The sequence below is a fragment of the Reyranella sp. GW821-FHT12G01 genome (assembly GCF_058806575.1).
Genome location: NZ_JBXAPV010000001.1, coordinates 1,851,371 through 1,866,959 on the forward strand (window position 1 = coordinate 1,851,371; position 15,589 = coordinate 1,866,959).

The window sequence follows — 15,589 nt, forward strand, 5'->3', positions numbered from 1 at the left end:
GGCTCACGAACGGTCGAAGTGCGGCCGTTTGGGTCGTCGGTTCGGCGGTGTTTTGTGTATCCGTCGTAACGACAGGTTCAGGGCTTCAGGCCGCCTGGCCCGCCTTCGACCTGACCGGCAGCTTCCAGTTCGGACGGACGAAATGGCAGGTGTAGCCGTTGGGGATGCGCTCCAGGTAATCCTGGTGCTCGGGCTCGGCTTCCCAGAAGTCGGAAATGGGAGCGACTTCCGTCACGACCTTGCCGGGCCACAGGCCCGACGCATCGACATCGGCGATCGTGTCGAGGGCGACGCGGCGCTGCTCATCGCTCGTGTAGAAGATCGCGGAGCGGTACGAGGTACCCCGGTCGTTGCCCTGGCGGTTCATCGTCGAGGGATCGTGGATCTGGAAGAAGAACTCCAGCAAGGTGCGGAAGCTCATCTTGGCCGGATCGAAGATGATCTCGATCGCTTCGGCATGGCCTTCGTGGTTGCGATAGGTTGCGTTCGCCACATGACCGCCGGTGTAACCGACGCGTGTCGACACCACACCGGGCATGCGGCGGATCAGGTCCTGCATGCCCCAGAAGCAGCCGCCGGCGAGTACTGCGCGTTCCTGGCTCATTTCACGTCCTCCACCTGGTCGAGATAGGCGCCGTAGCCCTGGGCTTCCATGTCCTTGCGATGGACGAAGCGCAGCGACGCCGAGTTGATGCAGTAGCGCAGGCCGCCGCGATCGCGCGGGCCGTCGGGAAACACGTGGCCGAGATGGCTGTCGCCGTGCGTGGACCGCACCTCGATGCGCATCATGCCGTGCGAACTGTCCTTCAGCTCGGCGACGTTGGCGGGCTCGATCGGCTTGGTGAAGCTCGGCCAGCCGCAGCCGGATTCGTACTTGTCGGCCGAAGCGAACAGCGGCTCGCCGGACACGATGTCGACATAGACGCCCGGCTCCTTGTTGTAGAGCAGCGCGCCGCTGCCCGGCCGCTCGGTGCCGCTCTCCTGCGTCACGTAGAACTGCTCCGGGGACAGCTTCGCCACAGCCTCTTTCGTCTTCTTGTAGCTCTGCATTTCGGGGCTCCTGTCGATGCCTGTCGGACGGAGAGAATATAGGGAGCGGGCCGCGATATGTCAGGGGGCGCCCGGCTGCCGTTCTCTCGCCTGTTGCAGGTAGTCGATCAGCACGCGCAGCTTCGGGGCGATGTTCCGGCGGCTGGGGTAGTAGAGGTAGAAGCCCGGGAAGGTGGGGCAGTATTCCTCCAGGATCGGCTCCAGTTCGCCGCGCGCGAAATGCCCGCGGAAGCTCTCTTCCATGCCGAAAGTGATGCCGGCGCCGGCGACCGCCAGCTTGATCATCAGCGCCATGTCGTTGGTCGCAAAGCGGGGCGCGACGGCGACGGTCAATTCCTTGTTCCGCTCACAGAATTCCCAGCGATAGGGCGCGGCCTTGGGCGAGGGGCGCCAGCCGATGCAGATGTGCGACGGCAGCTCGGCCGGGTGCTTCGGGACCCCGAAGCGCTTTCGGTAGGAGGGGGCGCAGACCGCCAGTTGCCGCTCGTCGCCGGCCACCGGGATCGCGATCATGTCCTGCTCGATCACCTCGCCCAGGCGGACACCGGCATCGTAGCCCTCGGCCACGATGTCGATCGCATCGTCAGTCACGGTGACGTCGAGGTCGACCTCGGGATTGGCTTCGGCAAACCCCGCGAGGAAGGCGCCCGACAGGAAACGCTCGGCGATCGAGGAGACCGTGAGCCGCAACCGGCCACGCGGCCGGCCCTGCAGGGCGGCGGTCTTTTCCAGCGCGGCCCGCATCTCGGCCACCGCCGGGGCGATCTCCTGATGCAGCCGCTCGCCGGCCTCGGTGAGGCTGACGCTGCGGGTCGTGCGCTGGACCAGGGCGATGCCGAGGTCGCTTTCGAGGCGCCGGATCGTCTGGCTGACGGCCGAGCGCGTCACGCCGAGTCGGTCCGCCGCGGCGCGAAAACTGCGCTCCTCGGCCACCAGCGCGAAGACCGAGAGCGCGTTGAGGTCGAGCTCCATTGGTTAGATATTCTTTCCAGACTGGTAAATGATTGTCGTCTTATCGCGACAATCGCTCAGGTCCATCTTCCAGGCAAGCCAACCGGCTTGCTCTGAAAGGACCCGCCATGTCTCTCGATAAAGTCATTCTCATCACCGGTGCTTCCAGCGGCATCGGCGCCGGCATCGCCCGCGAACTGGCCGGGACCGGCGCAAAGCTGATGCTGGGTGCGCGTCGCGTCGGGCATCTCGAAGCGCTCGCCGGCGAACTCAACGCCGCGGGCGGCCAGGCGCGCGTCTGCCCGCTCGACGTCACCGACCGCAAGAGCGTCGAAGCCTTCGCCGAGGCCGCACGCACGGCCTGGGGACGGGTGGACGTCATCGTCAACAATGCCGGGCTGATGCCGCTCTCGGCCATGTCCGCGATGAAGGTCGACGAATGGGACCGCATGGTCGACGTGAACATCAAGGGTGTGCTCTACGGCATCGCCGCCGTGCTGCCCGAGATGACCGCGCGCGGCTCCGGTCACGTCATCAACATCGCCTCGATCGGCGCGCTGCAGGTGTTCCCGGCCGCTGCCGTCTATTGCGCGACCAAGTATGCGGTGCGTGCGATCTCCGACGGGCTGCGGATGGAGAACGACAAGCTCCGCGTCACCTGCATCCATCCCGGCGTCGTCGAGAGCGAACTCGCCAGCACCATCACCGATCCGGCAGCCGCCGAGGCGATGAAGGCCTTCCGTGCGATCGCGCTGAAGCCCGACGCGATCGGCCGCGCCGTGCGCTATGCCCTGGAGCAGCCCGCCGATGTCGACGTGAACGAGATCGTCGTGCGTCCCACCGCGTCCATGATCTGAGGAGGGCAAGCATGAGCCTTTATCCGACGCTCGCGACCCTGCTCGTCGCGCTGACGGCAGCGCCAGCTTTCGCCCAGACGGTGGAGGACCGGCTGAAGCGCGGCGACGCGGTGATCCGCGACCTCAATCGTGGCCAGCCACAGCCGGCCCTGGAGCGCATGCGCCAGGAGTTTCCCTTCCTCGCCGAAGCGACCGAGGCCTATGCGCTGGGCGATGTCTGGGCGCGGCCGGGCCTCGACAATCGCACGCGGCAACTGGCGGCCGTGGCGGCCTTCGCAGCGACCGGCCAACTGCCCTTCATGAAGGTCCATGCCGGTTATGCGCTCAACATCGGCGTGTCCGAGGAGGAGCTGAAGGAGATCGTCTACATGATCACCGTGCCGGCGGGCTTCTCGCGCGCCATTGCCGCCTCGCAGGTCCTCTCGGAACTGTTTGCCGAGCGGCGCGCGGTGCCGTCCGGGCGATAGGTCCTCGCCACCGGGAACACGTTGCATCCCGGCGGCATGATCTTTTCGTAACGCGACCGGTGTAAAATCGACCAGCTGTCGCTCCCTGCATATCTGACGGCGTCCCCTCGATGTCACAACATGACGGGACGCCGATGGCCGATTCCTTGCATCGGCTCTCGTGCTTGCACTGGAGTGTCTTGGTCGAACCCGAACCGGAGGCGTACCTCATGCCGGGCACAACGCATACCCATCTCAGTCACCGCATCCATCGCTTCGTCGCGGTCTTCGAACGCTACAAGCGCCGGCCCGATCCTCGCGAGGCGCTTCATGTCCTGAGCGCCATCGATTGCCTTCGCGAGGGCAGTTACGAGGAAGGCGAGCAGGCGATCGTGGCCGCCGAGCAGGCCTTCTCCCGCGCCGAGCCCGGCTGCCGGCTCAAGGACGAGGCGGGGCGTTTCGACGATGTGTCGGCCAGCGACCTGCGCACCGCTCTCCGGATCGTGATCAAGAGCAAGAGCTAGCCGATGGCCTCCCTGGCGAGGATCGTCGTCATGAACAGGTAGCCGTGGTTCTGCTGGTAGCGGGCATCGCCCTTGACCAGACCCATGAAGGTCCGGTGCTCGCTTTTGAGGCGGCCGACCAGGCAACCGGCACTCGCATTCTGGATGTCGGTGCTGGGAAGGTCGTATCCCCAATGCTGGTTGATGCCGAACAATCCCGTGAACGGCAGGTCGCCGACACGGCTGTGGTCTCGATTGGCATCCCGGTACACGGTGACCGGAGCCGATTGGACGAGCGCCTCGTGGGCTCCGGCGCCGGCACCATGCATGCCGACCGTCCAAGACTTGAACTGACCGAGGGCGATGTGGGCCGCGCCGTTGGGACCCAGCGGATGGTTGACGTAAAACGTGCCTGGCGCCGCCGTGGCGTCCCAGCTTCCGACGATCTTGGGAACACCATCCGGCTGTGAAACCTGGATCAGCAGGCGCACGTCGTTGAACTTGTTCGGCGCGTCGTCGTTGGGTGTGCCGTCGGGATCGGCTCCTTCGACATAGACGATGTTCAGGCAACCGGGGTGCCGGCTGAGCCAGTAATGCTTCTCCGTCATGTAGGTGACGATCTTGCCGGCGAAATCGTTCTTCGGCCGCAGGCGCAGAAGCTTCTCCGGATCGATCGACAGGAGGGCCTGCGCGACGTCCTTGTCGATGGCCGTCTTGCCGCCTTTGCCCACCAGCAACAGCGTTTCCGCCAGCGCCCATCGCGAGATCGGACCGAACTTGCCGTCGGCGGGCGGGTCGAGGACGCCGGCTTTCGCCATCAACGTCTGGAGTTCCAGGACGAGATCGGTGAAGCCGCCGATGTCGATGAAGGCAACCGAAGTGTCGTTCGACACGATATCGCTGAGCTGCATGACAATCCCCCGATGATGCTCGCACAGGTAATCATTTGCGAGAGATATGCAACATTACGTGAGATTGTCCTGTCAAACCGAATCTCGCGCGTGGGAATGGACGGTTCAGAAGGACGAGGCGGGACGCTTCGACTGCGTGTCGGTCAGTGACCCAAGCTGTCGCGAATTCGGTTGCGTTGATGGTCGGAAAAATTTTCCGCGGAAAATTTTCACAACGCACACCGTGTGACATCAACCCGTAAGGAAGCACTCCTAGAGAAACTCCCGGAGAGATTCATTCAGCACGCGCCGTTCGGCGCCGAATTGCGAACCGTGATTCGGCGGAGGGCGGAGCCATGCCCGGTCGAAGGGCAAACCGCGTGTTTGTTAACGGGGAGCTACAATTCCATGTCGACCTCATATCACTCGCTCGCTTCCGGCACGTTCACGCAGAACTGGAGCAACCTCAGCCTGATCACCACCGGCGACGACTGGTCGGGCGTGCCGAGCATCACGGGTTACAGAGGCGACGAGATCACGACAGCCACCGGCACCGATCCGCGCACACTGACGGCCGATGCGCCGGCCGCGGTCGTCGACATCAATGCCAACCAGACCAATCCCGACACGTTCACCACCGGCGGCGTCGCTGAATTCGAGATCGCCAATCCGACGGTCGCACTGGCCGGCTCGGGCACGGCCGATGCGCCGTCGCTGGTCTTCTATCTCGATGCCACCGGCCGCCAGGACGTGCGCGTCCAGTTCAATGCCCGCGACATCGACGGATCGGCCGACGACGCGGTGCAGCAGCTCAACGTGCAGTACCGCATCGGTTCGACGGGCGACTGGATCAACGTGCCCGGCGGCTATGTCGCCGACGCGACGACCGGTGGTAGCGCCACGCAGGTGACTGGTATCGACGTGACGCTGCCGGCCGCGGTCAACAACCAGGCCCAGGTCGAGGTCCGTGTCATGACCACCAACGCCGTCGGCAACGACGAGTGGGTGGGCATCGACGACATCGCCATTTCGAGCGCCGCGGCCAACGAGCCCATCGATCTGTCGACCTATGTGCTGGTCGCGCGATACGACCTGCCGGAGCCGACGCGGACCGCCGCGCCCGCCAACAGCGTGCTCGCCCAGGAAGTCTCGGGCGTCACCTACAACTGGGACACCGACACGCTGTTCGTGGTCGGCGACGGCGGCACGTCGGTCGTCCAGGTGAGCAAGACCGGGCAGCTGATCGACTCGATGACCCTGGCGCCGGGCGGCAGCCCGCAGGGCACCGCGTTCTACGATCCGGAGGGGATCACCTACATCGGCAACGGCAAGTTCGTGATGACGGAGGAGCGCGACCGGCAGGCGGTCGAGTTCACCTACGCCGCCGGAACCGTGCTCGAGCGCGACGACGCGCGGACCGTCGACCTCGGGACCTTCGTCCAGAATATCGGCCTGGAAGGCCTCACCTACGATCCCTCGACGGGCGGCTTCATCTTCGTGAAGGAGACGGGCCCGGAGGGGATTTTCCAGACCGACATCGACTTCGCCGCCGGCACCGCGACCAACGGCTCGGCGAGCACCGAGAACTCGGTCGATCTTTTCGATCCGGCGCTGGCCGGCCTGGCTGATTTCGCCGACGTCTTCGCTTTGTCGAACCTGCCGTCCTTGGATGGAACGCCGCAGGCGAGCCATCTGCTCGTGCTGAGCCAGGAAGACGGCAAGATCGTCAACATCGACCGCGCGGGCAACGTCCACAGCTCGCTCACCATCGTTTCCAATCCAGGCAATCCGCTGTCGGTCCCGGCCCAGCAGCATGAAGGCCTGACCATGGATCGCGACGGCACGCTGTACGTCGTCAGCGAGAATGGCGGCGGCGACTTCGACCATCCGCAGCTCTGGGTCTATGCGCCGTCGTCGGCCGTCAATCAGGCGCCGACCGCCGTCGCCCTGAACAACCAGACCAATTCGCTGCCGGAGAACTCCAACACGACGGCCCGGATCAAGGTGGCCGACGTCGCGGTCACCGACGACGGTCTGGGAACGAACCAGCTCACCGTCACCGGCGCCGACGCCGCTTTCTTCGAGGTCGACGCCAATGGCCTCTACATCAAGGCCGGCACGACCCTCGATTTCGAAACCAAGGCGAGCTACTCGGTCACGGTCAACGTCGATGACGCAACCGCGGGCACTGCGCCGGACGCGAGCGCGTCGTTCACGCTCAATCTCACCGATATCGTGAACGAAGGTCCGGTCGCGCCGACCCTCTACGTCTCGGAAGTGGCGCCGTGGTCGAGCGGCAACAGCCCTGCAGCCTTGGGCGCCGACTGGTTCGAGGTCACCAATGGTGGCACGAGCGCCATCGACATCACCGGCTGGAAGATGGACGACAGCTCGGCGTCCTTCGCCTCGGCGGTGGCGTTGAGCGGCATCACCTCCATCGGCGCCGGCGAGTCGGTGATCTTCCTCGAGATCGCCGATGCGGCACAGTTCGCGGCCAAGAAGGCTGCTTTCCTCGCGACCTGGTTCGGTTCGAACCCGCCCGCCAACCTCCAGATCGGCAGCTACAGCGGTGGCGGCGTCGGCCTCAGCACCGGCGGCGACGCGGTCAACCTCTACAATGCCGCGGGCGTCCTGCAGACGGGCATCAGCTTCGGCACGTCGCCTGCGGGCCCGTCCTTTCCGACGTTCGACAATTCGGCCGGCCTGAACAACACCACGGTTTCGGCGTTGAGCGAGACGGGCGTGCACTCGGCCTTCGTCGCGGCCGGCGATGCAGCCGAGGTCGGTTCGCCGGGAACGGTCGGCAAGGTGTTCGTCTCGGAAGTGGCGCCGTGGTCGAGCGGCAGCGCCGTGGGCGCCGACTGGTTCGAGGTCACCAACAGCAGCGCCTTCGCCGCCGACATCAGCGGCTGGAAGATGGACGACAATTCGGGCTCGCCCGCCGCGGCGGTGGCGCTGGGTGGCATCAGCATCATCGCGCCCGGCGAATCGGTGATCTTCCTCGAGGCCGCCTCTGGGGCGGAATTCGCGGCCAAGAAGGCTGCCTTCCTGTCGACCTGGTTCGGCTCGAACCCGCCGGCCGGCCTGCAGATCGGCAACTACAGCGGCAGCGGTGTCGGCCTCGGCACCGGCGGCGATGCCGTGAACCTCTACAACAGCGCCGGCGTCCTGCAGTCGACCGTGGCCTTCGGCGCGTCCCCCAGCGGCCCGTCGCTGGCGACGTTCGACAATGTGTCCGGCGCGACCGGCGCCCCGACGCCGATCTCGCAGCTCAGCGTCAGCGGGACCAACGGCGCGGGCGCTGCCGAGGGCGATGCGAACCAGATCGGTTCGCCCGGCACGATCGGTTCCTCCAGCCAGCCCGATATCACGGGAATCTACGACATCCAGGGCGCCGGCCATCAGTCGGGCCTGGCCGGCACGACCGTGACGACGCGCGGCGTCGTGACCGCGATCGACAGCAACGGCTTCTACATCCAGGACGCCGCCGGCGACGGCAATGCCGCGACGTCGGACGCCATCTTCGTCTTCACCGGCAGCGCCCCCAGCGTGACGAAGGGCCACCTCGTCGAGGTGAAGGGCACCGTGACGGAGTTCATTCCCTCCGGCTCCGCGGCAGGCAGCCTGTCGATCACCGAGCTCACCGCCCCGACCGTGACCGACATGGGCGTCGGGCCGGCCATCGCGGCCGTGCAGATCGGCGGCAGCGCCGGCCTGAAGCCGCCGACCTCCAACCTCGACGATGACGGCCTCACGACATTCGATCCGGTCAATGACGGCATCGACTTCTTCGAGGCCCTCGAGGGCATGGTGGTCACGGTCAAGGCGCCGGTCGCCGTCAGCCCGACCAACAGCTTCGGCGAGATCTTCACCATCGTCGACAACGACGACAATCCCGCCAACGGCCTGAACACCAACAGCCCGAGCGCGCATGGCGGTGTGGTGGTCACGGGCGGTCAGCCGTCGTTCGGCAACACCAACACGGTCGGCGGCGACTTCAATCCGGAGCGCATCCAGATCGACGACGACAGCGGCATCCTCGCCGGTTTCGTCACGCCGGGCGTCAACGTCGGCGCCCAGCTCAGCGACATCAAGGGCGTCGTGAGCTACGCCTTCGGCCAGTACGAGGTGGTGGCGACCGAAGCCTACACCGTGACGTCGCCCGGCACGCTCACGCCCGAGACGACGTCGCTGGTCGGCACCTCCAGCCGCCTGACCGTCGCCAACTACAATATCGAGAACCTCGATCCGGCTGACGGCGCCGCCAAGTTCAACACGCTGGCGCAGCAGATCTTCAACAACTTGAAGGCGCCGGACATCCTGTGCCTGCAGGAAGCGCAGGACAATAACGGCCCGACCAACGACAGCGTCACCTCGGCCTCGACCACGCTGCAGATGCTGGTCGATGCCATCAATGCCCTTAGCACCGCCTCGGGCAGCACGGCCCGGTACGCCTTCCAGGACAATCCGTTCATCGGCGACGACCTGAACGGCGGCGAGCCCGGCGGCAACATCCGCGTGGCCTATCTCTACCGCGTCGATCGCGGCGTCGACCTGATCGAGAGCTCGCTGCGCACCATCGACGCCAACGGTGCGGCCACGACCGCTGTCGGCGCCAACGGCGCCGCCGGCCATCCCTTCTTCGCCTCGCGACCGCCGCTGGTCGCCGACTTCACCTTCAACGGTCAGACCATGACCATCGTCAACAACCACTTCTCCTCGAAGTCCGGCAGCGGCGCCCTGATGGGCACCCAGCCGCCGTTCGACTCGGCCGAGGATGCGCGTGCGGCGCAGGCCCAGGCCGTCAACACCTTCGTCGACTCGCTGCTGGCCTCCGATCCGGATGCCCGTGTCGTGGTGTCGGGTGATTTGAACGAATTCGAGTTCGAGGAACCGATGGCGGTCCTGCAGGGCACGGCCACCTACCGGGACGGCGCCGATCCCGACACGCTGCCGGAATACACGGTCGGCGGCACCGCCATCCTCGACTCGATGGCCGACATGCTGCCGGTCAACCAGCGCTACGACTATGTCTTCGAAGGCAATTCGCAGTCGCTCGACCAGATGTATGTGACCGACGCGGCTCGCGCCGGCGCCAAGTACGACATCGTGCACATGAACGCCGAGTTCGCCAACCAGGCGAGCGACCATGACGCGTTGGTGGCGAGCTTCGACATGTCGGCGCCGCTGTCGACCACGCCGACCGGTGCGATCTCCTTCAACGTCGCGGGCTCGGTGACCCTGGCCGGCGCCGAGATCTCGGCCTTCGATGCCGGCAGCGATCGCCTGTTCACCACGTCGAACACCGGCCTCCAGGTCATCAACCTGGCCAATCCGAGCGCACCGGCGCTGATCGCCACGATCAACTTCACGGCGCTGGGCTTTGCCACCACCGACATCACCAGCGTGGCGGTCAAGAACGGCATCGTGGCCGTCGCTTTGCCGGCCGCCGTCAAGACCGACCCGGGCCATGTCGTCTTCCTCCGGGCGTCGGACAACGCGCTGCTGGGCTCCGTCGAGGTCGGCGCGCTGCCCGACATGCTGGTCTTCACGGCCGACGGCAAGAAGGTCCTGGTCGCCAACGAGGGCGAGGTCCTCAACAACACCACCGATGCGCCGGGTTCGGTGAGCATCATCGACATCACGAGCGGCGTTCCCACGGCCTCTGTCCAGACCGCGACCTTCAACAGCTTCGATGGCCAGGAAGCCGCGCTGCGCGCCGAAGGCGTGCGCATCTTCGAGGGCAGGTCGGTCTCGATGGACGTCGAGCCCGAGTACATCGCGATCTCGCCGGACGGCACCAAGGCCATGGTGACCCTGCAGGAGGCCAACGCGGTGGCCATCCTCGACATCGCCACGGCGACCTTCACCGACATCGTGCCGCTCGGCCTCAAGGACTGGACCGGCCTCAAGCTCGACGTCAGCGACCGCGACGGACCGGGAGGCACGCCGTCGGTCAATCTGGTCACCGACTCGCACCTGTTCGGCATGTACATGCCGGATGCCATCGCCAGCTACTCGGTGGGCGGCCAGGCCTTCTACGTGATGGCCAACGAGGGCGACAATCGCGACGACTTCCTCACCCCGGGCGAGACCATCCGCGTCAGCTCGGGCTCGTACGATCTCGACAACGCGCTGTTCCCTGACGAGGCGGCGCTGAAGGCGAGCGGCGAACTCGGCCGCCACACCGTCTCGAACGCTCCGGGCCTGCGCGGCGACACCGATGGCGACGGCGACATCGACCAGATCCTGACCTATGGCGGCCGGTCGTTCTCGATCGTCGACTCGGAAGGCAACCGCGTGTTCGACAGCGCCGATGTGATCGAGCGCATCATCGTCGAGCAGTTCCCCAACCTGTTCGACGACGCGCGCAGCGACGACAAGGGCCCCGAGCCCGAAGGCATCACCATCGGCGTCGTCGGCGGCCAGACCTACGCCTTCGTGGCCCTCGAGCGCTCGAACGTCACGCTGGCCTTCGACATCACCGACCCGGCGCACGTCAGCTACACCGGCGCGGCCTACAACGCCGGGGACATCAGCCCCGAAGGCCTGCTGTTCATTGCCGCGGCGGACTCGCCCAGCGGCAAGGACCTGCTGGTCACCAGCAACGAGGTGAGCGGCACCGTCACGATCTTCGAGGTCGGCGCGCCGCCGCCGTTCACGCTGCAGCTCCTGCACCTCTCCGACGGAGAGGCGGGACTTCTCGCGGGCGATACCGCCCCCAACCTGGCGGCCCTGGTCGATGCCTTCGACGGCCAATATGCCAACACGCTGATCCTGTCGGGCGGCGACAACTTCCTGCCGGGCCCCTTCATCAATGCCGGTACCGATCCGTCGCTCAACAGCCTGCCGGCCATCGGCGCCACGGCGCCGGGACGACCCGACATCGCGATCCTCAACGCGCTGGGCGTCGAGACCTCGACCATCGGCAACCATGAGTTCGACCTCGGTTCGACGGCGTTCCGCGACGCCTTCTCGCCGTCCGGTGCCTGGGCGGGGGCCAACTTCCCGTACCTGTCTTCGAACCTCGACTTCTCCGGCGACGCCGTCCTGGCGCCGCGTTACACCAACACGCTGGACGGCGGCACGGGAACCTCGATCGCCGAAGCCAGCACCCTGAAGGGCCGTATCGCGCCGGCCACGGTGGTCACCGAGGGCGGCGAGAAGATCGGCATCATTGGCGCCACGACGCAGCTCCTGGAAACGATCTCTTCGCCCAACGGTACCGAGGTGAAGGGCTTCCCGACCGGCGCCGGCCCGAACGGCGAGGTCGACGACATGACCCTGCTGGCCGCGCAGCTCCAGCCGATCATCGACGAGATGATCGCCGAGGGCATCAACAAGATCATCGTGACGTCGCACCTGCAGCAGATCGCCAACGAGCAGCTTCTCGCGACCAAGCTGAAGGGCGTCGACATCATCCTCTCGGCCGGCTCGAACACCCGGCTGGGCGACGCCGACGACGAGGCGGTGGCCTTCCCGGGCCATGAGGCGAGCTTCGACGGCACCTATCCGATCGTCACCCAGGGCATCGACGGCAAGACGACACTGATCGTCAACACCGACGGCGAGTACAGCTATCTCGGCCGCCTGGTTGTCGACTTCGACGCCAACGGCGACATCATCCTGGGCAGCCTGGCCGCCAACACCTCGACCAACGGCGCCTACGCCGCGACCAAGGAGAACGTGGCCGAGGCCTGGGGCGTCACCGAGGCGGAACTGGAGACGACGGCCTTTGCCAACGGCACCAAGGGCGATCAGGTGCGCGACATCACCCAGGCGGTCGATGCGGTGATCGCGGCCAAGGACGGCACGATCTACGGCTTCACCGACGTGTACCTCGAGGGCGAGCGGGCCTTCATCCGTTCGCAGGAGACCAACCTCGGCAACCTGTCGGCCGACTCCGGTATCTACGCGCTGAAGAAGGCGCTGGGCGACGCCGCGGACGACCTGTTCATCGTCGGCCTGCGCAACGGCGGCGGTATCCGGGCCCAGATCGGCTCGGTCGACGATGACGGCAACAAGGTCGCGCCGATCGCCAACCCCGATGCCGACAAGCCCGATGGTGCCATCTCGCAGCTCGACGTCGAGAACGCTCTGCGCTTCGACAACAAGACGATGGTGTTCGACACCGACGCGGCCGGCCTGAAAGCCATCCTCGAGCACAGCGTGGCGGCGGGCGCCAACCAGGGCCGCTTCGCCCAGATCGGCGGTCTTCGTTTCTCCTACGATCCGGACAATGCGGTCGGTTCGAAGGTGATGAACATCTCGCTGGTCGACCAGAACGGCGTCGTGATCCGGCGCGTGCTGGAGAACGGCGTGGTGTCGAGCGATGCCCCGAGCGTGATCACCGTGTCGTCGACGGCGTTCACGGCCAACGGCGGCGATGGCTATCCGATCAAGGCCAATGGCAGCAACTTCCGCTTCCTGCTGAACAACGGCACGCTCGGCATGCCGGTCGACGAGGCGCTCGACTTCACCCTGGCGGCCAATACTCCGGCCAATGCGCTGGGTGAGCAGGCCGCCTTCGAGGCCTACATGCAGGGCCGCTACGGCACTGCCGAGAACGCCTACGACATGGCCGACACGCCCGAGGCGCTGGATGTCCGCATCGAGAACCTCAACACCCGTGCCGATGGCGTGTTCAGCGCCTCGGCGCCGGGTACGGACGCCGACGACCATGTCACCGGCACGTCGGGCATCGACAATCTGCTGGCCGGCGCGGGCGACGACTCGGTGAGCGGCGGCGCGGGGGCCGACCTGATCGACCTCGGCACCGGCGCCGACGTGATGCGTGACAGCCTGGCCAACCTGGCCGGCGACCGGATCTCGGGCTTCGGTCTCACCGACATGCTGGACATCGAAGGCTCGCTGATCGGCCGCTCCAACCTCAGCGTCACCAAGACAGCGGACGGTGCCACGCTCAGCGCCGGCGGCTCGACCTTCCAGCTCACCGGCGATTTCTCCACCGGCGACTTCCTGGCGATCACGCGCGGCACCGGTGTCGATGCCCACACGACCGTCACCTTCGAAAAATACCTGCCGACGCTGGCGGAAGGGGCGCGGGTCGATGCATCCCTGATCAACGGCATCGCCAGCGAGGCCTTCCTGACGGGCGATGGCTCGGTCCAGTTCACCCTGGACGTGAAGTCGGCTGTCTCAGGCTACAAGAACTCGCTCGGCACCTACATGGTGGCGGCGGACGGCACGATCTCCGACGTCCGGATCCTCTTCAGCAACACGCTGGGTGCCGGCACGGCGAGCGTCGATCTCGGTACGCCGGGCGCCAACGAGAAGATCGGGTTCTTCCTGATCCAGGACGGGTTCAACAAGTACGGCAACCTGCCGGACAACCTGTCCTTCGTCGATCCGGGCACGATGAACCTGGCCGATCTCGACAACGGTCTGCCGGTAGCGCTGCGCAGCTCGACGCTGGGAGAGCTGAACGACGCGTTGATCTTCCACTCGTTCTCGACGCTCAATCCGGGCGACGCGAACCAGTCGCTGTCGGGTATTTCGGCCAACGGCCGCGAGCTCCTGATCGGCTTCGAGGACCAGGTGTTCAATGTGGGCGACAACGACTTCCAGGACATCGTGTTCAGCATCCGCGTGAACTCGGACGGCATGCTGGTCGTCTGACGTCGACTGGACAGAGACGTGAGCCGCTCGTGAAGCGGCTCGCGGCGGAATGGGCTATCGTCGGATCTCGTTCGTGATCCCTGGATGAAGCCCATGACTGAGTCGCCATTCCCGCAGCGCCCGACCTGGTGCGAGATCGACCTTTCGGTCGTGAAGGAGAACCTCACCTTGTTGCGCGACATGGTGGGGCCGGCGGTCGCGATCTTCGTCTGCCTGAAAGGCGACGCCAGCGGTTGCGGCGATGTCGCCGTCGGCCGCGCCGTTGAGGAGGCCGCCATCGACAGCGTCGCGGGCCTGGCCTTCGGCAATCTCGACCGAGCGGTCGCCGCGCGCGAGGCGGGGATCGGGTTGCCGATCCTGCTCTATCCGACCTGCCTGCCGGAAGCGGCGCCGTTCCTGGAGCGCCATCGCCTGATGCCGACCGTGTCGACGCTGGAGGACGTGTCGGCGTGGTCGCGCCATGCCACGTCGCTGAAGGTCTACCTGAAGCTCGACGGCGGCGGCTTCCGTGCCGGCGCCTTGCCCCATCATGCCGCCGCGGTCGCGCAAGCCATCGTCGACAGCCCGACTCTGGAGCTGGCCGGCGTCTACGGCCATCCCATGACCTCCTACGGTCCGGTCGATGCCGGTTATACCGACGCGCAGATCGCCTCGTGCCTGGCCGCATTCGACGCCATCGCCCGCGCCGGCATCGTCGCGCCGATCCGCATGGTCTCGAGCTCGGCGATCATCCTCAGCAATCCCGAGGCCGACCTCAACGCCGTCGATCCCGGCCGGCTGATCCTCGGCCACGGCTTTCCCGCCGCCGCCGGGCGCGAGCGCCCGTGGCGGCACGCGCTGGTCGGCCTGCGCAGCCGCCTGGTCATGGTGAAGTCGCTGGCCGATCCGGCCGAGGTGATGCCCGCACCGTTCCTGCCGCTTCGTCCCGGCATGCGCCTCGGCTTGATCCCGTATGGCTGGAGCGACGGCTTCCCGCGACGCATGCCGCAAGACGCCACGGCGCTGGTGCGCGGCCGCCGGGTCCGCCTGCTGGGCCCCACCCATTCAGAACTGATCCGAGTCGATCTCACCGACGTTCCCGACGCGCAGCTCGGCGACGAGGTGGTTCTTCTCGGTCGCTCAGGCGGGGAGGAGATCACCCTCTCTGAACTCAGCCGCCAATGGGATGTCGACGTCTCGAACCTGTATCCGATGATCGGCAAGTTCATCCGCCGGGAGTATCTGGGCTAGGGGATCGCGAGGTCCCAACTTGC

General features: G+C 66.3%; 9 protein-coding genes. 5 read left to right on the top strand and 4 right to left on the bottom strand.

The window, feature by feature from the left end; translation table 11 throughout:
• Nucleotides 1-85: 85 nt before the first annotated feature.
• The 3 genes from msrA to AC1RP5_RS09085 are packed head-to-tail and all read right to left on the bottom strand — an operon-like array spanning nt 86 to nt 2,022.
• Nucleotides 86-604, bottom strand: coding sequence for a peptide-methionine (S)-S-oxide reductase MsrA (msrA, locus tag AC1RP5_RS09075; RefSeq protein ID WP_493110310.1), 519 nt, complete (start codon nt 602-604; stop codon nt 86-88).
• Nucleotides 601-1,050, bottom strand: a complete 450-nt coding sequence (gene msrB, locus AC1RP5_RS09080; protein WP_493110311.1) for a peptide-methionine (R)-S-oxide reductase MsrB — start codon at nt 1,048-1,050, stop codon at nt 601-603. The genes msrA and msrB overlap by 4 nt, the downstream gene beginning before the upstream one ends.
• A 60-nt stretch (nt 1,051-1,110) precedes the next feature.
• Nucleotides 1,111-2,022, bottom strand: a complete 912-nt coding sequence (locus tag AC1RP5_RS09085; protein WP_493110312.1) for a LysR family transcriptional regulator — start codon at nt 2,020-2,022, stop codon at nt 1,111-1,113.
• Between the two features lie 107 nt (nt 2,023-2,129).
• On the opposite strand from AC1RP5_RS09085, the gene AC1RP5_RS09090 reads away from it, so the two are divergent.
• The 3 genes from AC1RP5_RS09090 to AC1RP5_RS09100 all read left to right on the top strand — a co-directional run bounded on the left by AC1RP5_RS09090 (nt 2,130) and on the right by AC1RP5_RS09100 (nt 3,828).
• On the top strand, nt 2,130-2,858 hold the full coding sequence (locus AC1RP5_RS09090; RefSeq protein WP_493110313.1) for an SDR family oxidoreductase: 729 nt from the start codon (nt 2,130-2,132) through the stop codon (nt 2,856-2,858).
• Nucleotides 2,859-2,869: 11 nt separating this feature from the next.
• The gene (locus AC1RP5_RS09095) at nt 2,870-3,325 is read left to right on the top strand and encodes a carboxymuconolactone decarboxylase family protein (RefSeq protein WP_493110314.1); all 456 of its coding nucleotides are present in this window, start codon (nt 2,870-2,872) and stop codon (nt 3,323-3,325) included.
• A 209-nt stretch (nt 3,326-3,534) separates the two neighbouring features.
• Nucleotides 3,535-3,828 carry a hypothetical protein gene (locus AC1RP5_RS09100; protein WP_493110315.1) on the top strand — a complete coding sequence of 98 codons (294 nt, stop codon included), beginning with the start codon at nt 3,535-3,537 and terminating at the stop codon, nt 3,826-3,828.
• Here the strand turns inward: AC1RP5_RS09100 and AC1RP5_RS09105 are convergent.
• Nucleotides 3,825-4,718 (bottom strand): peptidoglycan-binding domain-containing protein, encoded by an 894-nt coding sequence (locus AC1RP5_RS09105; protein ID WP_493110316.1) that lies wholly within the window; start codon nt 4,716-4,718, stop codon nt 3,825-3,827. The two genes, AC1RP5_RS09100 and AC1RP5_RS09105, sit on opposite strands and share 4 nt — an antisense overlap.
• A 387-nt stretch (nt 4,719-5,105) precedes the next feature.
• Between AC1RP5_RS09105 and AC1RP5_RS09110 the strand changes: the two genes are divergently transcribed.
• Together AC1RP5_RS09110 and AC1RP5_RS09115 are read left to right on the top strand one after the other, a co-directional pair.
• Entirely contained in the window at nt 5,106-14,336 is a 9,231-nt protein-coding gene (locus tag AC1RP5_RS09110) for a choice-of-anchor I family protein (protein WP_493110317.1), read from the top strand.
• A gap of 93 nt (nt 14,337-14,429) precedes the next feature.
• A complete protein-coding gene (locus AC1RP5_RS09115; RefSeq protein ID WP_493110318.1) occupies nt 14,430-15,566 on the top strand; it encodes an alanine racemase in 1,137 nt (378 codons plus the stop codon).
• Nucleotides 15,567-15,589: the final 23 nt, after the last annotated feature.